Here is an 18,900-nt window from a genome sequence, read left to right as displayed (position 1 = left end):
CGCGGCTGGGCGCCCGTCCGCGGCTGGGCGCCCCATCCCGCCGGGCCCGCCTCATCGTCTGCTGCCGACGGCCGGCGATCGCGGTCCGTGCGCCCGCCCCGTCACCGGATCGAGATGGAGGATGTCTTGACATGGATTAGTCCATACGTTTGGCTAATCCCGACGGGCGGCGACGACGCCGACCGTCCGAGCAAGTGGAGCAAGGGAGCACCATGACGAACCGAACGCCTCGCCGCAGGACGCGGGCCCGCATCCTCCAGATCACGGCGGCGTCCGTCGCCGCCCTCCTCCTCGCCACCGGCTGCTCGGGCGGCGCGGGCGGCGGAGGCGACAGCAAGACCATCAAGGTCGCTTACCAAAAGTTCGGCACCTTCACCCAGATGGACGCCCACATGAAGGAGACCGCGAAGACCTTCGAGGCCGCGAACCCCGGCATGAAGGTCGAGTTCGTTCCCATCGCCGCGCAGAACGACGACTACTTCACCAAGCTCGCGCTGATGAACCGCTCCGCCTCGACCGCCCCCGACGTGATGTACGAGGACACGTTCAAGGTGAAGTCCGACGCGGCCGCCGGCTACCTCCTCCCCCTCGACGACCAGGTCGCGAAGTGGGACGACTGGTCGAAGTTCTTCGACTCCGCCAAGCAGGCGGGCGTCGGCGAGGACGGCAAGGTCTACGGGATCCCGATGGGCACCGACACGCGCGCCCTCTGGTACAACAAGGACCTCTTCCAGAAGGCGGGCCTCCCCGTGCCGTGGGAGCCGAAGACCTGGGACGACGTGCTCGACGCCGCGAAGACGATCAAGCAGGAGCTGCCGGACGTGGTGCCCATCAACGTCTACTCGGGCAAGCCGCAGGGCGAGGGCGCGACGATGCAGGGCTTCGAGATGCTGCACTACGGCACCCCCACGGGCACCCTCTACGACGACTCGACGAGCAAGTGGATCACCGGCTCCCAGGGCTTCGAGGACTCGCTCGGCTTCATCCGCGACGTCTACCAGGGCGGGATCGGCCCGAAGCCCGAGGAGGCGCTCGACACCAACATCGGGACCATCGTCGCCGGCCAGCGGATCCCGCAGGGCAAGCTCGCCATCGACCTCGACGGCTCGTGGCTGAGCGGCACCTGGCTCGACACGGGCACGAACCCGTGGCCCGAGTGGAGCGACGTGATGGGCCAGGCGCCCATGCCCACGCAGGACGGCCAGGCTCCCGGCGCGGTCAGCATGTCGGGCGGGTGGACCCTCGCGGTCGGCGCGAAGACGGCGAACCCCGACAAGGCGTTCGAGTTCATCGCCGACGCGCTCGACAAGGACGGTTCGCAGTCGTACGACATCGCGGCCAGCCAGATCGCGGTCCGCAGCGACGTCGCCGAGGATCCCGAGTACGTCGCGTCCAACCCGACGTTCGAGTTCTTCTCCTCCATCGTCGACAAGACGCACTTCCGCCCGGCGACCACCGACTACAGCCGCATCTCCAACGCGATCACCGTGGCCATGGAGTCGGTGATGACCGGCCAGCAGTCCCCGTCGGAGGCCGCGGCCGCCTACGACCAGGCGCTCGTCGGCATCGTCGGCGAGGACGGGACGCAGAAGGCGGAGGGCTGACGGTGGCCACCATCGCCCCCGTCCCGGTCGGCCCCGACGCCGACGTGCGGAGCGCTGACCGGCGGGGCGCCGCGGGATCGGGAGCGGGATCGGGATCGGGATCCGGCCCGGTCGTCGGCGGGCCGTCGCCCGTCCGCCCGGGGCGCGCCCGCGCCCGCGCGCTCCGCACCGGCGCGCGCACCATCCCGCTGCTGCCCTCGATCGTCCTGCTCGCCCTGTTCCTCCTCGGCCCCGTGATCTCGAGCCTCTACAGCTCCTTCACCGACGCGTCCCTCACCGGGTACGCCGCCGGCGGCGCGCAGTTCATCGGGTTCGACAACTACACGGCGCTGTTCGCGGATCCCGACTTCCCCAAGTCGGTGCTCCTCACGCTCGCGTTCGTGTTCTTCTCCGCGGTCGTCGGGCAGAACGTCGTCGGCCTCGGCCTGGCGCTGCTCATGCGACAGGGGAACCGCGTCGTGCGCGCGATCGTCGGCACCTTCGTCATCGCGGCGTGGGTGCTGCCGGAGATCGTCGCCGCGTTCGCCGCGTACGCGTTCTTCAACGACTCGGGCACGCTCAACACGATCCTCGGCTTCTTCGGGATCCAGGGCCCGAACTGGCTCTACGGCCTGCCGCTGCTGTCGGTCATCCTCGCGAACGTCTGGCGCGGATCCGCCTTCTCGATGCTCGTCTACTCGGCGGCCGTGCAGGAGGTGCCGCCGGAGATCACCGAGTCCGCCGAGGTGGACGGCGCGACCGGCTGGCAGCGGCTGGTGTTCATCACGCTGCCGGTCATCAGCCGCAGCATCTCGACCAACCTGATGCTTACCACGCTGCAGACGCTCTCGGTCTTCACCCTCATCTTCGTGATGACGGGCGGCGGTCCGGGCACCAGCAGCTCGACCCTGCCGATCCTCGCCTACCAGGAGGCGTTCCAGTTCTCGCAGCTGGGCTTCGGCACCGCGATCGCCACGATCATGCTGCTCGTCGGCGCGGTCTTCTCGGTGATCTACATCAGGGCGCTGCGCCCGGAGGTGGACTGACCATGGCCGTGACCACGATGACCCCGACGACCACGCCGGCCGCCCGCCCGGCCCGAGGAGGCGGTCGGCCCGGCCTCCGGGATCCCGCATGACCTCTCCCAGCGGCCGCGTGATGCGCCTCGTCGCGAACCTGGTGCTCGTCGTCGTCGCCCTGTGCTTCGCGGTGCCGCTCGTCTGGCTCGTGCTGGCGTCGGTCGACCCGTCGGCGACGCTCTCGGCGAAGGTGCCGGCGGAGTTCACGCTGGAGAACTTCCGGGCCGTGCTCACGCCCGAGATCTCGTTCATCCCCCTGATGAACAGCCTCGTGCTCTCGGGCGGCTGCGCCGTCGTGACGGTGGTGGTCGCGATCCTCGCGGCCTACCCCCTGTCGCGGTACCGGATGCGGATCAACAAGCCGTTCCTCTACGGGATCCTCTTCGGCACGTGCCTGCCCATCACCGCGATGATGGTGCCCGTCTACAGCCTCTTCGTCACGCTCGACCTCATCGACTCGATCGGCGGCACGGTCTTCTTCCTCGCCGCCACGAGCCTGCCGATGGCGATCTGGATGGCGAAGAACTTCATGGACTCGGTACCGATCTCCCTCGAGGAGGCCGCGTGGACGGACGGCGCGTCTATGATGCGCACGCTCACCCACATCGTCGTGCCGCTCATGCGGCCCGGGATCGCGGTGGTGTTCATCTTCGTGTTCATCCAGGCCTGGGGGAACTTCTTCGTGCCCTTCATCCTCCTGCTGAGCCCGGACAAGCAGCCGGCCGCCGTGAGCATCTTCAACTTCTTCGGGCAGTACGGCTCGGTCGCGTACGGCCAGCTCGCGGCGTTCTCGCTCGTCTACTCGGTGCCCGTCATCGCGCTGTACGTGCTCGTCTCGCGCACGCTCGGCGGGTCGAACGCCCTCGCCGGCGCCGTGAAGGGCTGATCCGCGGGCGGCGGCATCGGCCCATCGCCACGCTGACGCCGCCCGACCGCACCATCCGCCATCGGCGCCGACCGCGCGCCGCGCACGACCCGATCCACCCGCCCGCGGCACGCCGCGCCATCGACTGGAGATGACCATGCCCCCCACCACCGCGCTCGCCGAGGCCCGCATCGCCCGCTTCATCCTCGACCGCCTCACCCCGAACGTCCACCGCCGGCGGATCCCGCTCACGATCGAGGCCTGGGACGCGCCCGGCGAACCGGTCCCGTTCGCGGAGGCCGTGCAGCAGGAGTACCGGCCGTTCGCGGTCGGCACGCCGTGGAGCCGGGCATGGGGCACGACGTGGTTCCACGTCACCGGGACCGTGCCCGACGACGCGGACGCCGCGGGCACCGCGCTCGAGGTGCTCGTCGACCTCGGCTTCAGCGACCGCCAGCCCGGGTTCCAGGCCGAGGGCCTCGTCCACCGTCCCGACGGCAGCGTCGTGAAGGCCATCGAGCCGTACAACGGGTACGTGCCGCTCGAGGGCGTCGGGGCGGGCACCGGGCCGGGCACGCCCATCGACCTCTGGATCGAGGCCGCCTCGAACCCCGACGTCGGCGGCAACTCCTTCTACGGCGAGACGCCGCTCGGCGACCTCGCCACCGCGGGCGACGATCCCCTCTACACGCTCCGCACCATGGACCTCGCGTGGCGCGACGAGGCCGTCTGGGAGCTCGACCGCGACGTCTGGACGCTGCAGGGGCTCATGGGCCAGCTGGATCCGGCGTCGTCGCGGCGGGCCGAGATCCTCGCGGCGCTGGAGCGCGCGTGCGACGCGGTGGATCCCGACGACGTCGCCGGCACCGCCGCCGCCGGCCGGAGGGCGCTCGCGGCGGTGCTCGCGGCGCCCGCCCACGCGAGCGCGCACCGGGTCACGGCCGTCGGCCACGCGCACATCGACTCCGCGTGGCTCTGGCCCGTGCGCGAGACGCGCCGCAAGGTCGCCCGCACGTTCTCCAACGTGCTCGCGCTCATGGACGAGGATCCCGACTTCGTGTTCGCGGCCTCCAGCGCGCAGCAGTACGCCTGGCTGAAGGAGGACCACCCGGGCCTGTTCGAGCGGCTGCGCCAGCGCGTGGCCGAGGGCCGCTTCGTGCCCGTCGGCGGCATGTGGGTCGAGTCCGACACGAACATGCCGGGCGGCGAGGCGCTCGTCCGCCAGCTCGTGCAGGGCAAGCGGTTCTTCCTCGAGGAGTTCGGGATCGACGCCCGGGAGGTGTGGCTGCCCGACTCCTTCGGCTACACGGCCGCGCTGCCGCAGATCGTGCGGGGCGCGGGAGCGGAGTACTTCTTCACGCAGAAGCAGTCGTGGAACGAGACCAACACGATGCCGCACCACACCTTCCTCTGGGAGGGGATCGGCGGCAGCCGCGTCTTCACGCACTTCCCGCCGGTGGACTCCTACAACTCCGACCTCTCCGGCGAGGACCTCGCGCGCGCCGAGCGGCAGCACGCGGAGAAGGCCGTGAGCAACGCGTCCATCGTCCCGTTCGGCTGGGGGGACGGCGGCGGCGGGCCCACCCGCGAGATGGTCGCGGCCGCCCACCGCACACGCGACCTCGAGGGGTCGCCGCGCGTCACGCTCGGCACGCCGCTCGACTTCTTCGACGCCGCGAAGGCCGAGCTCCGGGACCCGCACGTGTGGTCGGGCGAGATGTACCTGGAGTTCCACCGCGGCACGTACACGTCGCAGGCGCGCACGAAGCAGGGGAACCGGCGGAGCGAGCACCTGCTGCGGGAGGCGGAGCTGTGGCTCGCGACCGCGGCGGTGCGCGGCCTCGTCGAGTACCCGCACGACGAGCTCGACGCGCTCTGGCGCACGGTGCTGCTGCTGCAGTTCCACGACATCCTGCCGGGCACGTCCATCGCCTGGGTGCACCAGGAGGCGGAGCGCGAGCACGCCCGCGTGCAGGGGCGGCTGCGGGAGCTCATGGCCGACGCGCAGTCGGTGCTCGCGGGATCCGGCGAGCGGCGCATCGCGTTCAACGCGGCGCCCGTGGACGCGGCGGGCGTCGGCGCGCTGTCGGCCGCGGTCGTGGATCCCGCGCCCGGCTCCCCCGCGCCCGTCGCGGACGGCGACGGCTGGCTCATCGACAACGGCCTCGTCCGCGCGCGCTTCGAGGCCGACGGCACGGTGTCCTCGCTCGTGGACGCGGCATCGGGTCGCGACCTCGTCGCACCGGGTCAGCGCCTCGGCCTCCTGCAGCTCTTCCGCGACACCCCGAACCAGTGGGACGCGTGGGACATCGACGACGCCTACCGCCGCAACCGCACCGACCTCACCGATGTCGAGTCGGTGCGGATCGAGGGCGCGGCCCTCGTGGTCGAGCGCGCCTTCGGCGCCTCGCGCGTCACCCAGACGTGGACGCTGCCGGCCGGCGAGCCGGAGCTGCAGGTCGTCACCGACGTCGACTGGCACGAGCGGCAGAAGCTCCTGAAGCTCGCGTTCCCGGTCGACGTGCACGCCGACCGCGCCGCGTCCGAGGTGCAGTTCGGGCACGTGCAGCGGGTGACGCACGCGAACACCTCGTGGGAGACGGCGCGCTTCGAGACGGTGGCGCACCGCTGGGTGCACGTGGGTGAGCCCGGCTTCGGGGTGGCGGTCGCGAACGACGCGACGTACGGGCACGACGTGACGCGGATCCCCCGCCCCGACGGCGGCAGCGCGACCCTCGTGCGCCAGTCGCTGCTGCGGGCGCCCGTGTTCCCCGACCCGCACGCCGACCAGGGCCGGCACGTGCTGCGCTCCGCGGTGCGGGTCGCGCCCGACGTGCTGGGCGCCGCCGACGCGGGCTACCGGCTGAACCTGCCGATGCGCGAGGTCGCCGGCGACCACGGCGTCGCCCCGCTCGTCACGTCGTCCAACGCGGCCGTCGTGATCGAGGCCGTCAAGCTCGCCGAGGACCGCTCGGGCGACCTGGTCGTGCGGCTCTACGAGGCGCGCGGCGGCCGCGAGCGCACGGTCGTGCGGGTTGACGCGGCAGCCGGCCTCGGCGACCCCATCCGCACCGACCTGCTGGAGCGGCCGCTGGAGGGCGCCGACGCGCGGCCGTCGGGCGAGGGGATCGAGCTGACGCTGCGGCCGTTCGAGATCGCGACCCTGCGGTTCGCGCGCGCCTAGCTGTACTCGGCCGTGACGTTGGTGACACTTCGGGGCGTGTGAAGAGGCCTCCTGGCTTGATGGAGCTGTCTAGTTCAACCATCGCCAGGAGGCCTCGATGTCCCATCGCTAATGCCCGGTTGACTGTTCATGGTCGGCTTCTCCTCGTTCGCCGGGTGGTCGAGGATCGTCGTCCGGTGTCGCATGTGGCTCGCGAGCTCGGGGTGTCGCGTCAGTGCGCGCATCGGTGGGTGGCCCGGTTCCGTCAGGAGGGTGTCGCGGGGCTCGCGGATCGGTCCTCGAGACCACGGTCGATGCCGGCGAGGACGAGTCCGGAACAGGAAGGCGCCGTGCTGGCTGCGCGCGCGGAACTTCGGTTCGGGCCCGCCCGGCTGGCTCCGGTGACGAGCGTTCCGGCCCGCACGATCTCCCGCATCCTGCGCCGGCACGGGGCGCCGCCGTTGGCATGGTTGGACCCCGTCACCGGGGCCGTGATCCGGGCATCCCGGTCAACGGCGCACCGGTATGAGCACGAGCATCCGGGTGATCTGATCCACGTGGACGTGAAGAAGCTCGGGAGGATCCCGGACGGAGGCGGCTGGCGGGTCCACGGGCGCAGCGAGCAGGTCCGCGGCCGCGGGATCGGGTTCGATTACGTCCATGCCGCGGTCGATGACCACACCCGTCTCGCCTACGCGGAGATCCATCCCGATGAGAAAGGCGCGACCGCGGCCGGGTTCCTGACCCGCGCAGCGGCGTACTTCGCCGGGCGCGGGATCACCCGGATCGAGCGGGTCATCACGGACAACGCGTTCGCCTACCGGCACTCGACCGCGTTCAAGAACGCCGTCCAGGACCTGGGCGCGCGGCAGAAGTTCATCCGCCCGCACTGCCCCTGGCAGAACGGCAAGGTCGAGCGCTTCAACCGGACCCTCGCGACCGAGTGGGCCTACCGGCAACCCTTCACCAGCAACCAACACCGCGCCGACGCGCTTGACCCCTTCATCGAGCACTACAACACTGAACGAATCCACTCAAGCCACGGGCTGACGCCCGCGGCCCGAGTGTCACCAACGTCATGACTCAGTACACCAGCCGACCGCCCGGCGGGGCCCCGGTCAGTCGACCGGCGGCAGCCCCGCCGCCTGGCGGGCGACGCGCGCGGTCTCGGCGTGCTCAGCCCGCCAGAACGCGGCGTCGCCGGCCGGCAGGTTCCCGCTCTCGGCCCGCAGCCCCGCGGCGCCGTCGACCAGCTCGCGGAGGATGTCCGCGTGCCCGGCGTGCCGGTTCAGCTCGGCGATCAGGTGCACGGCGATCCGCTGCACGGTCACCAGCCCCGCCTCCCCCGGCCACCACGGCACGCGGCCGACGGCGTCGAGGGGGAGCGCCCGGAGCGTCGCCTCGGAGTGCGCGCCGACGCGCTCGGAGAGGCCCACGATGTCGGCACACGACTCGTCCGCGGTCGCGCGCATGTCGGCGTTCGGCGGCGCGTCCTCCTCCATCCACGGCAGCTGCTCGGGGAACGGCCACCCGAAGACGAAGCCGAGGTAGCCCGCCTCGACGCCCGCCGCGTGCTTCACGAGGCCGAGCAGGTTTGATCCCGTGGGCACGAGCGGCCGGCGGACGTCGTGGTCGCCGAGGCCCTCGAGCTTCCAGACCAGCGCCTCGCGGGCCAGGCGGAGGTGGCGGATGAGGTCGTCGCGGACGGCGTCGAGCGCGGGTGGTGAGGTGGGTTCGGAGGCGGATGAGGGCTGCGCTGCGGTCATGCCGCGAGCCTCCCAGGCACCGCCGACGCGCGTCCAGCCCCGATGCGGCGCCTGGACACCCGGACGGGGGTGCCCGCGTGGGCGGACCGGCCCGCTCGCGCCCACGAGGATGGACGAGGGCGATCGCCCCGACGAGAGGGCCGCATGACCGCCGACGACACGACCGCCGACCGCTCCACCGCTGCGTCGGACGACCCCGGCCACGGCCGGCGCGAGCTCGCGGCCGTCGGCGCCCGTGCTCTCGCCTCCTGGACCGCGGAGGTCATCACGCGGCGACGCCTGCTCGTCGCGGTGGGGGTCGCCCTGGTCACCGGGACCGCCCTGGCCCTCCTCCTCCGACCTGTCTTCGCCCGCGCCGACGGCGAGGACCGCGCCACCTCGGCGGCCGTGCTGATCGGACTCGTCGTGGGTTCGGCTGCGGGCGTCGTGCCGGTCTCCGTGTGGCTGACCCGCGCGATCAGCCGTCACCCGTCCATCGTGGGGACCCACCCGGCCTGGCGCGACGCGGCGCTGCTCGATCGCTCCGTGGACGCCCGCGGCCGCGTCACCCTCGCAGCGGGGACGGCCGAGCGGGTCGCCACCGAATCGCGTCGTGCCATCGCATCGTCGGCGATGCCCGTCCCCGGGGCCGCGCTCCTCGCCGTCATCGCGCTCATCGGGATCCCCTTCTTCCTGTTCACGGGCGGCGGCGGGACGCTGGCCTGGTTCCTACCGGTCTACCTGCTGATGTCCGCCTCGACGCTCGCCACGCAGTGCCCGGCCGCCGGCCGCATGGCCCTCCTCCGCGACGCCGCGGACGCCGAGCTCGCCCTCCCCGAGCCCGAGCGCACGCAGGCCCCGCCCGTCGAGCCGCCGCACGGCACACGGCTGCCCTGACGACGCCCGCACCCAGCCGGTTCCCCCGTGCGGGGAATACGGTGGACGGCATGAAGGCGCTCCAGTACACCCGCATCGGATCCCACCCCGAGGTCGTCGAGATCGACAAGCCCGTCCCCGGGCCCGGTCAGGTCCTCCTCCGCGTCACCGCCGCCGGCGTGTGCCACTCGGACGAGTACGTGATGGGCCTCTCGGAGGAGGAGTACCGCGCCGGCGGCTACCCGCTGCCCCTGACGCTCGGCCACGAGGGCGCCGGCGTCGTCGAGGAGCTGGGCGCGGGCGTCGAGCACCTGGCCGTCGGCGACGCCGTCGCTGTCTACGGACCGTGGGGCTGCGGACGATGCCACGCGTGCGCGGAGGGCCGCGAGAACTACTGCGAGAACGCCGCGGCCGAGGGCATCCAGCCTCCCGGGCTCGGCGCCCCCGGCGCCATGGCGGAGTACATGATCGTCGACGACCCGCGCCACCTGGTGCCGCTCGGCGACCTCGATCCCGTCGCGAACGTGTCGCTCACCGACGCCGGCCTCACCCCGTACCACGCCATCAAGACCTCGCTCCCGAAGCTGGGTGCGGGCACGTACGCCGTCGTCATCGGCACGGGCGGGCTCGGGCACGTCGGGATCCAGATCCTCCGCGCGCTCACCGGCGCCACCGTCATCGCCCTCGACGTGAACGACGAGAAGCTCGAGCTCGCCCGCCACGTCGGCGCGCACCACACCGTGATCAGCGACCAGGACGCCGCCGACGGGATCCGCGCGATCACCGGAGGCCGCGGCGTGCAGACCGTCTTCGACTTCGTCGGCGCGAAGCCGACGATGGCGACCGCCGTGCAGGTGGTCGAGGCCGGCGGCGACGTGACGATCGTCGGCATCGGCGGGGGCAGCGTCGAGGTCGGCTTCGGGACCATCGCGTTCGACGCGGCCGTGCGGATCCCCTACTGGGGCAGCCGCTCCGAGCTCATCGAGGTGCTCGACCTCGCGCGCTCCGGGCAGGTGACCGTCGAGACGCAGCGGTACGCGCTGGAGGACGGTCCGGACGCCTACGCCGCGCTCGCCGCGGGCACCGTCCGGGGCCGCGCGGTCATCGTCCCCTGACCGGTCGGCGCCCGCTGCACGGGGGAGGATCCCCTCGTTCGCAGAGCCGCGCATGCCGCAGCGGGCATGCGTCCGTGGACCCCCTCCAGCGGATCCGGACCGAACCGCGGGGCGATCGGCGGCGAACATTACACGCGGCCGCCGGGCCGCGACGCACCGACGGTTTCTCAGCCCACGGCGCCTCGCGACATGGCAGGGTAAGGACTCGGTCGCCCCTGATCCCCGGTAGCCGGAGCGTCATGCGGATCGCGGCGCTGCATCCCCTTGGTCCCGTGAGACGGACCGCTCCCCCTGGCCGAGAGGCCCCGACCTTCGAGTGAGCAGGCACATGACAGACACCGACACCTCCGCCCCTCCCCGCATCGTCCTGACCAAGCCCAAGCGTGGCGGCGGATCGAACCCCACCACCGCCTACTCGGGGCTGCTCAACACCGTCCGCGAAGCGGGGCTCCTGGAGCGGCGCGTCGGCTTCTACGTCCTCATGTTCGCCGGCATCACCGCGGCGCTCGTCGGCCTCGGCATCGGGTTCGTGCTCCTCGGCGACAGCTGGTTCCAGCTGCTCATCGCCGCCGGTCTCGGCATCATCTTCACCCAGTTCGCCTTCCTCGCCCACGAGGCCTCGCACCGCCAGGTGTTCGAGTCCGGCAAGGCCAACGACATCGCGGGCCGCACGCTCGCCAACCTCTTCGTCGGCATCAGCTACTCCTGGTGGATGACCAAGCACTCGCGTCACCACGCGAACCCGAACGTCATGGGCAAGGACCCGGACATCGAGCGCGACGTCATCTCCTTCACCACGGAGGACGCCGCCCGCGCCAAGGGCATCTACGGCTGGTTCACGCGCCACCAGGGCTACGCGTTCTTCCCGATCCTCATGTTCGAGGGCCTCAACCTGCACGTGCACGGCTTCCGCACCGTGTTCGGCCGGGGCAAGGTCGACAAGCGCTGGCTCGAGATCTCCATGCTCTCCACGCGCATCATCGCCTACCTCGCGGTCGTCTTCTTCTTCCTCCCCCTCGGCATGGCCTTCGCGTTCGTCGGCGTGCAGCTCGCCGTGTTCGGCGTCTACATGGGCGCCTCGTTCGCCCCCAACCACAAGGGCATGCCCGTGCTGCCCAAGGACTCCAAGGTCGACTTCCTCCGCCGCCAGGTCCTCACGTCGCGGAACATCAAGAGCACCTGGCTGACCGACATCTACATGGGCGGCCTCAACTACCAGATCGAGCACCACCTCTTCCCGAACATGCCGCGACCCGCGCTGAAGAAGGCCCAGGTCATCGCCAAGGAGTACTGCGCGACGCACAACATCCCGTACACGGAGACCACGCTGCTGGCGTCCTACGGGATCGTCATCGCGTACCTCAACCGGGTCGGCCTCTCGGCTGGCGGCGACCCGTTCGACTGCCCCGCATCGGCGGCGTTCGGACGCTGACCCGGCACGCCCACCACTCGACGCCTCCCGCTCGCCCCGCACATCCGCGGGGCACGGGAGGCGTCGTCGTCGACGGGGGCAGGTGCGCGTCCCTCCCCGTGCCTGCGCAGGTGGACGTCGGAGTCAGCGTCAGCGCTTGCCCCAGTCCCACGAGGGTGCGCTGAGGAGGCCCTGCCCGTGGAGCAGCGTCTCCCCGTGCGGCTTCTCCAGCAGCAGCTCCCCCGCCTCCGCATGCGCCGAGATGGCGGCGCCGAGACCCGGAGCGTGCGTGACGACGAGGATCTGGATGTGCCGGGAGGCCTCCGCGATGAGCTCGCCGAGCGCAGGGAGCAGGTCGCCGTGCAGGCTCGTCTCCGGCTCGTTGAGCACCATGAGCTCCGGCGTCTCCGTGGTGAGCAGCCCGGCCGTGAGCATCAGCATCCGCAGCGTGCCGTCCGACAGCTCCGGGGCGTCGAGGACGCGCAGGATGCCGGGCTGCTCGAGGCCCAGCGACAGGACGCCGTCCTGCGAGCGGATGACGATGCGCGACCCGGGGAACGCGCGGTCGACCATGGCGTCGAGCGCGTCGCCGCGGCCCCACTCGCGGATGGTCTGCACGGCGGCCGCGAGGTCGGATCCGTCGCTCGCCAGGACGTCGGTGCGCGTGCCGACGCGCGGGCGCCGGGCGGGCGCGTCCGCGTCGGTGCGCAGGTGGTCGTAGAAGCGCCAGCCGGTCATGCGTCGCCGGAGGATCATGGCCTCCGGGCTGGTGACCGCGTCGGCGACCTCGCTGAGCACGCTGAGGTGCGCCGGCACCATGGCGGGGACGTGCGTCCAGCCGTCGGCCTCGTCGCGGACCCGCACGTCCTGCCAGCGGCGCTCCAGCACGAGCGAGCGCGGCCGCGCGACCGAACCGGAGAAGACGAGCTCGCGCTTGATCTCGGGATCGCGACCGAACATGGTGGGCGGCAGCGCGCGGGGATCCCGCTGCGGGATGCCGAGGTCGACGAGGTAGCCGAGGTCGTCGCCCGCGAACCCGAGCCGGAGCGCGATGGGGCCCTTGCGCATGGTGCCCTGCACCGCGTGCTCGCCGTCGCGCATGGCGCGCGAGATGCCCTCGGGGCCGGCCCAGAGCACGGCCTCGAGGCCGCCCTCCCGGGCGAGCGCGCCGACGGCCCCGTCCTGGGCCATGTCGGCGATGAGGCGGAGCGCCCGGTAGACGTTGGACTTGCCGCTTCCGTTCGCGCCCGTGACGACGTCGAGCCCGGTGAGCGGCAGGGCGAGGTCGCGGACGGAGCGGTAGCCGGAGACGGCCAGGGTGCGGATCATGGCGCGACCCTCCCATGCACCCCCGACAGGCACCTGCCCGTCATCGCCGAGCAGGTCAGTTCTGCGGCACCCGCACGGTCAGGCCGCCGGGCAGCACCTGGATCTTGAAGCCCACGGCGCGACCGAACGGATCGCCGTCGAGCTCGATGTCCTCCTCCTTCTCGAGGCGCACCACCACCTCCTCGGCGGTGCGGTACTCGAGAGCGCGCACCTCCTTCTCCGGGCCCATCAGGCGGCGGCCCGCGGCGGTGCGGCGGACGACGCCGTTCTCCCGCGCGACCTTGAGCCAGATCTGGATCCAGCCGAGGATGCCCTCGGGGCGCATGAGGACGACGTCGAGGATGCCGTCGTCGACCGCGGCGTCGGGCAGCAGCAGGATGTTGGCGGGCAGCGATCCGCAGTTGCCGACGATGAGCGTGTGCGCGCGGCGGCGGTGCACGCTGCGGCCGTCGAGGCGGTAGCACAGGCGGAGCTGGTCCCGGTCGCGGAGGGCCTTGAAGATCGCGTCGACGTAGGCGAGCCAGCCGACCTTCTTCTTCAGCTCCGAGTCGGTGTTGGCGAGCATCTTCGCGTCGATGCCGACGCCGGCCATGACGACGAACACGTGCTTGTCGCGGGTCTCGTCCTCGCGCAGGATCTCGATGGACGCGAGGTCCACCGCGCGGTCGCGTCCGGAGAACGCGGCCTCGAGGGAGTGCTCGACGTCGTTGAGCGTGAGCTTGAGGTTGCGCGCGAGCAGGTTCCCGGTGCCGGAGGGCAGGAGCCCGAGCGAGACGCCGGATCCCGACATGCCCTCGGCGACCGCGCGGACCGTTCCGTCGCCGCCCGCCGCGATGACCATGTCGACGTCGTGCGAGAGGGCCTCCTCCGCGGCGCCCCTGCCAGGGTCGTCCTCGCTGGTCTCGTACCAGAGGGTCTCCTGCCACCCGGCCGCGCCCGCCGCCTGGGCGACCTTGGTCTTCAGGGATGCCAGGTCGACCTTGATGGGGTTGTAGACGACGGCGGCACGGCGGCGCGACTCGTCGGTGGACGCGGGCGATGGTGCGGAGGCGGGGGTGGAAGTCGTCATCACCGTCACCCTACCGACGCGCGCGGCGCGCGAGGGTCCCGGGACCCCCGCGTGCGCCCGATGGCCCGGGCCGACGAAGCCGACCCGCGCTCAGGGCGCGGATCGGCTTCGTCGTGGGTGGCGGGCGTCAGGAGCGCCGGGCCTCGTCCTCGTCGCCGAGGGGCTCGCGGATCTCCGCGTCCTCCGGCTCGACGGGGTCGACCGAGAGCTGGAAGCGGTCGCCGTGCTGCTCGACGCCGTTGACCACGGCGTCGCGCATCATCTCGACCGCGACCTGGCGGCGCACGATGAGCGGATCCGTGCGCAGCTCCTTCCAGAGCGCGTAGCAGGCCACGAGCATCACGATCACGAACGGCAGGGAGGCCACGACCGTGAGGTTCTGCAGGCCGGTGAGGGCCTCTGTGCCTCCCCCGCCGATGGCGAGCATGATCGCGGCGACCGCGCCCATGACGACGCCCCAGAACACGACGACCTTGCGGCTCGGGTGGAGCGCGCCGCGCTGCGACAGCGTCCCCATCACGATCGACGCGGAGTCGGCGCCGGAGACGAAGAAGATCGCGACGAGCAGCATCACGAGGATGGTGCTGATGCTGGCCAGCGGGTAGTGGTTCAGCAGCTGGAACAGCGTGTTGTCGCTGACCACGGCGCCGTCGATGGTCATGTCACCGTCCGTCTGCTGAGCGTGGATGGCGGATCCGCCGAAGATCGAGAACCAGATGAGGGCCACGATGCTGGGCGCGAGGAGCACGCCGACCACGAACTCGCGGATGGTGCGGCCGCGGCTGATGCGCGCGATGAACATGCCGACGAACGGCGTCCACGAGATCCACCAGGCCCAGTAGAAGACGGTCCAGCTGGAGAGCCAGGCGCTCATCTCGTCACCGCCGGTCGCCGCGGTGCGCGACGCCATCTCGGTCATGTCGCCGAGGTAGGCGCCGAGCGTGGCGGGGATGAGGTTCAGGATCAGGAGCGTCGGGCCGACGACGAACACGAACACGGCCAGCACGACGGCCAGCACCATGTTGATGTTCGACAGCCACTGGATGCCGCGTGCGATCCCGGAGACGGCCGAGAAGATGAAGGCGATCGTGAGCATGACGATGATGCCGATGAGGAGCGGGGCCGTGGCCTCGTCCACCCAGCCGTTGAACTCGAGGCCCGCGCCGATCTGCGTCGCGCCGATGCCGAGCGAGGCCGCGGAGCCGAACAGCGTGGCGAAGATCGCGAGCATGTCGATGACGCGGCCCGCCCAGCCCTCGGTGCGCTTGGTGCCGAGCAGCGGCTGGAAGATGGAGGAGAAGAGCTGCTTGCGTCCCTTGCGGAACGTGCCGTAGCCGATCGCGATGCCGGCGACCGCGTAGATCGCCCACGGGTGCAGGCCCCAGTGGAACATCGCGGTGGCCATGGCGGTGCGGATCGCCGCCTCCGACTCCGGCTGCGTGGTGCCGGGCGGCGGACTGACGAAGAAGCTGAGCGGCTCGGCCGCGCCGAAGAACATCAGGCCGATGCCCATGCCCGCGCTGAACATCATCGCGATCCACGACACCGTCTTGAACTGCGGCTTCTCGTCGTCGGCGCCCAGCTTGATGCGGCCGTAGCGGCTCGCGGCCAGCCAGAGCACGAAGATCACGAAGAAGCTCGCCGCCAGCACGAACAGCCATCCGGTCTGGTTGATGACCCAGCTCTGCGCGGCGCCCGACACGGACGCGAGGCCGTCGGTGCTCACGATGCCCCACACGACGAAGCCGACCGCGAGGACGGCCGTGACGCCGAAGACGAGACGGTCGATCCTCGGGTGCTCGGGCTCGTACAGGTCGACCGAGCCGGTGAACCGGGCCTCGAGGAGGCGGTGGTCGGAGTGGTCGCGGCGTGGTGGCCGGGTCCCGTCGGGACCCGATCTGCGCTTCGGGACCAGGCGGTCGAGGAGGCGTTCTGCGGTCGTGCGCGTGGAGGTCATGGAGGGGATGGGCTCCTGTGGGCTCGGTGGCATGGGCATCGCCCGCAGGGGTCCCGCGAGCGACCGGCCGAGTCTAGGCGGCGACCGCGGGATCGGTCGATTCGCCCCTGGACCTTGCCATCGGGTATGAGGAGGGCTAGGCGCCGGTCGCGTCGCGTCCGAGCGGCAGGGTCGCGACCACGCGCGTGCCGTGGCCGAGGCGGCTCGCGATGCGCACCGTGCCACCGTGCGCCGTGACGGTCCGCTCGGCGATCGAGAGGCCGAGCCCGAGTCCGGGGACGGCGCCGTCCCGGGCCGACTGCGCGCGGAAGAAGCGGTCGAACGCGTGGCGCTGGTCCTCCTCGCTGAGGCCGACGCCCGTGTCGGCGACGGAGATCACGGCGTCGTCCCCCTCGCGCGCGAGGACCACGTCGATGCGGCCGGACGGCGTGAAGAGGAGCGCGTTGGCGACGAGCGCCTCGACGACCTGCGTCAGCCGGTCCGCGTCGCCGTCCAGCGTGATCCCGGGCTCGAGCCGCCCCTCGAGCACCAGGCCGCGTTCGGTCGCACGCGCGGCGGCCGGCCGCACGACGGCGTCGACGAGGGCTGTCAGGTCGACGGTCCCGCGGCGCAGGGCGGGCGCGTGGTCGGCGCCCTCGAGGAGCGAGCCGATGATGCTCGACAGCTGCGCGACGTTCCGCTGGATCACCGCGAGCTCGTCCGCGATGCCCAGCTCGGCGGGGTCGTGCAGCTCGTCGAGCAGGTCGAGGTAGCCCACGATGCTGGTGAGCGGCGTCCGCAGCTCGTGCGACACGGTGGCCAGGAACTCGTCGCGCACCTGCACGGCCTGGGCGAGGTCGGTGACGTCGTAGGCCCCGAGCACCGTGCCCGTGAGCTGGCCGGGCCGGTGGCCGATCGGTCGCACGGAGAGGACGAGGGCGCGCTGGTCGCCGGGCTCCCCCACCCAGTACACGGGCCCGTGCACCTTGTCGGCGTAGACCGCCTCCATCAGGACCTTGCCGTCGCGCGCGACGGGGGTGACGCGGTCGGATCCGTAGACCGACGTCGCCATGCCGGTCTCGTGGTCGTACCCGGCGAGCTCGAGGAGCCGGCGGACCGCCGCGTTGCGGATGACGGGCCGGTCGTCGGCGTCGAAGAAGACGATGCCCACGTCGACGGCGTCCGCGACGTCGCGGATGGTCGCGGTCTGCTCGCGCGACTCCGCGAGGAGCCGGGTCTGGGCCGCCGTCGCCTCCGCGAGATCGCGCTGGGCCCGGCGCAGCGTCGCCGCGGCCTGCGCCGCCGCGGCGACCAGGAGGGAGGTGAGGAGGAGACCGCCGACGAGGTCGGCCCAGCCGGCGCTCGTCGCGGGCAGCCCGCCGGCGCGGAGCACGGGGAGGACGGTAATGGCGAGCGCGCCCGCGACGGCGACGGGGACGCCACCGGTCGGGAAGCCGAACACGAGCCAGAGGAGCGGGAAGATCACGAGCAGCGCCACCGCGGGGAGGGTGGCGACGGTCGCCTCGCGGATGGACGCGACGGCCAGCAGGTCGAGCGCGGGCACGAGGATCAGGAGGGCGGACGGGAGCCGGCTGGCGGCGACGACCACGGCCAGGACCGTGCCGATCAGCACCAGGGCGATTGCGGCCGCGTACCAGGGGTCGCGCTGGATCGACGGCGCGTCCAGCGCGACGATGACCGCGACCACCGCGCAGCTGAGGAGGAACGGGATCTGCGCGCGGGTGGCTCCTCGTCGCCGCCGCTCGTCGGTCGTCGACCGGGTGGCGGGCACGGGAGGGGTCATGCGCGCTCCTCCTCCATCCGCCGTCGGTGGACGCCGTCGACCGAGCCTAGACCGGGGGACCTGCGCAGCCCCCACCCGCGCCGCCACGCGGATCCCACCGGACCGCGCGCGGACAGTCCTCTCGGCCTTGAGCCGATGCCGGGGCGGGCTTGCGGGAAAGCTCGGGGGGACTTGCGGATCCCCAGCGGGTGGCTTGAGACCGTTCCGTCAGAGTGATGCATGTCGAAGGAACACCGGTACGACACCGCAGGAGCGCTGATGAGGAGCCGATGCAGGACCGGAGACGACCGGCGGGACACCCACCCGCCGCCTCCCCATGAGCATGCGCGGCACACCGCGCGAAGAACAGGAAACCCCATGAACAAGATCGTCTCCGGTGCCGTCGCAGGTGCCGCCGGAATCGTCCTCCTCCTCGGCGGCGCCGGCAGCTTCGCGCTGTGGAACGCCAACGCCACGGTCGCCGCCTCCAGCGTCTCCTCGGGCAACCTGGCCATCGCCGCCGACAACGCGGGCGTCTGGACGGACATCACCAACGGCGGCAGCAAGGTCATCGACCCCGCCACCTACCGCATCGTCCCGGGCAACGTCCTCCAGTACACGAGCGCCCTGACCGTCACGGCGACCGGCGACTCGCTCGCCGCCGACCTCACCTACAACCCCGTCTCCATCACCGGCAACGCGGCGCTCAAGGCGGCCATCACGACCAAGCTCGACGTCACCTCGACCGGTGCCAGCATCACCCCCGCCACCGCTGCGAACACCTTCACCGTGAAGCCCTCGACGGCCGCCACGAAGGTCAACGTGGTCCTCACGGTCACGTTCCCCTCGACCGCGACGACCGGCCAGAACGGCACGCTCTCGTTCGACAAGCTCGCCTTCACGCTCACGCAGCGCGCGATCTAGTCGCCGTACTCCCCTCCCCGCG

General features: G+C 71.9%; 14 protein-coding genes. 9 read left to right on the top strand and 5 right to left on the bottom strand.

The window, feature by feature from the left end; translation table 11 throughout:
* Nucleotides 1-212: 212 nt before the first annotated feature.
* From CMS_RS05075 to CMS_RS05055, 5 genes are all read left to right on the top strand, one after another.
* The gene (locus CMS_RS05075) at nt 213-1,604 is read left to right on the top strand and encodes an extracellular solute-binding protein (RefSeq protein ID WP_041464425.1); all 1,392 of its coding nucleotides are present in this window, start codon (nt 213-215) and stop codon (nt 1,602-1,604) included.
* Between the two features lie 2 nt (nt 1,605-1,606).
* Nucleotides 1,607-2,629 carry a carbohydrate ABC transporter permease gene (locus CMS_RS05070; protein ID WP_041464424.1) on the top strand — a complete coding sequence of 341 codons (1,023 nt, stop codon included), beginning with the start codon at nt 1,607-1,609 and terminating at the stop codon, nt 2,627-2,629.
* An 88-nt stretch (nt 2,630-2,717) separates the two neighbouring features.
* Nucleotides 2,718-3,548 carry a carbohydrate ABC transporter permease gene (locus CMS_RS05065; protein WP_012298418.1) on the top strand — a complete coding sequence of 277 codons (831 nt, stop codon included), beginning with the start codon at nt 2,718-2,720 and terminating at the stop codon, nt 3,546-3,548.
* A 136-nt stretch (nt 3,549-3,684) separates the two neighbouring features.
* Entirely contained in the window at nt 3,685-6,711 is a 3,027-nt protein-coding gene (locus tag CMS_RS05060; protein ID WP_041464423.1) for an alpha-mannosidase, read from the top strand.
* Nucleotides 6,712-6,770: 59 nt separating this feature from the next.
* Complete coding sequence (locus CMS_RS05055) at nt 6,771-7,772, top strand: IS481 family transposase (RefSeq protein ID WP_049791880.1); 1,002 nt, start codon at nt 6,771-6,773, stop codon at nt 7,770-7,772.
* A 36-nt stretch (nt 7,773-7,808) separates the two neighbouring features.
* Here the strand turns inward: CMS_RS05055 and CMS_RS05050 are convergent, their stop codons facing one another.
* On the bottom strand, nt 7,809-8,456 hold the full coding sequence (locus CMS_RS05050; RefSeq protein ID WP_012298416.1) for a DinB family protein: 648 nt from the start codon (nt 8,454-8,456) through the stop codon (nt 7,809-7,811).
* Between the two features lie 144 nt (nt 8,457-8,600).
* On the opposite strand from CMS_RS05050, the gene CMS_RS05045 reads away from it, so the two are divergent.
* From CMS_RS05045 to CMS_RS05035, 3 genes are all read left to right on the top strand, one after another.
* On the top strand, nt 8,601-9,332 hold the full coding sequence (locus CMS_RS05045) for a hypothetical protein (RefSeq protein WP_012298415.1): 732 nt from the start codon (nt 8,601-8,603) through the stop codon (nt 9,330-9,332).
* Nucleotides 9,333-9,382: 50 nt separating this feature from the next.
* On the top strand, nt 9,383-10,426 hold the full coding sequence (locus CMS_RS05040) for an NAD(P)-dependent alcohol dehydrogenase (protein WP_041464890.1): 1,044 nt from the start codon (nt 9,383-9,385) through the stop codon (nt 10,424-10,426).
* A gap of 328 nt (nt 10,427-10,754) precedes the next feature.
* The gene (locus CMS_RS05035; RefSeq protein WP_041464422.1) at nt 10,755-11,858 is read left to right on the top strand and encodes a fatty acid desaturase family protein; all 1,104 of its coding nucleotides are present in this window, start codon (nt 10,755-10,757) and stop codon (nt 11,856-11,858) included.
* A gap of 129 nt (nt 11,859-11,987) precedes the next feature.
* Here the strand turns inward: CMS_RS05035 and CMS_RS05030 are convergent, their stop codons facing one another.
* From CMS_RS05030 to CMS_RS05015, 4 genes are all read right to left on the bottom strand, one after another.
* On the bottom strand, nt 11,988-13,166 hold the full coding sequence (locus tag CMS_RS05030) for an AAA family ATPase (RefSeq protein WP_012298412.1): 1,179 nt from the start codon (nt 13,164-13,166) through the stop codon (nt 11,988-11,990).
* A 55-nt stretch (nt 13,167-13,221) separates the two neighbouring features.
* On the bottom strand, nt 13,222-14,235 hold the full coding sequence (locus tag CMS_RS05025; RefSeq protein ID WP_041464421.1) for a diacylglycerol/lipid kinase family protein: 1,014 nt from the start codon (nt 14,233-14,235) through the stop codon (nt 13,222-13,224).
* A 127-nt stretch (nt 14,236-14,362) separates the two neighbouring features.
* Nucleotides 14,363-16,192 carry a BCCT family transporter gene (locus tag CMS_RS05020; RefSeq protein ID WP_041464420.1) on the bottom strand — a complete coding sequence of 610 codons (1,830 nt, stop codon included), beginning with the start codon at nt 16,190-16,192 and terminating at the stop codon, nt 14,363-14,365.
* A 136-nt stretch (nt 16,193-16,328) separates the two neighbouring features.
* Nucleotides 16,329-17,975 carry a sensor histidine kinase gene (locus tag CMS_RS05015; RefSeq protein WP_041464419.1) on the bottom strand — a complete coding sequence of 549 codons (1,647 nt, stop codon included), beginning with the start codon at nt 17,973-17,975 and terminating at the stop codon, nt 16,329-16,331.
* A gap of 357 nt (nt 17,976-18,332) precedes the next feature.
* Here CMS_RS05015 and CMS_RS05010 point away from each other — a divergent pair, with 357 nt between their 5' ends.
* A complete protein-coding gene (locus CMS_RS05010) occupies nt 18,333-18,878 on the top strand; it encodes an alternate-type signal peptide domain-containing protein (RefSeq protein WP_012298408.1) in 546 nt (181 codons plus the stop codon).
* Nucleotides 18,879-18,900: the final 22 nt, after the last annotated feature.

It is taken from the genome of Clavibacter sepedonicus (genome assembly GCF_000069225.1).
Classification (GTDB): Bacteria; Actinomycetota; Actinomycetes; order Actinomycetales; family Microbacteriaceae; genus Clavibacter; species Clavibacter sepedonicus.
Note: the sequence above shows the minus strand (reverse complement) of the source record. Positions and strands in the feature narration are given on the sequence as shown.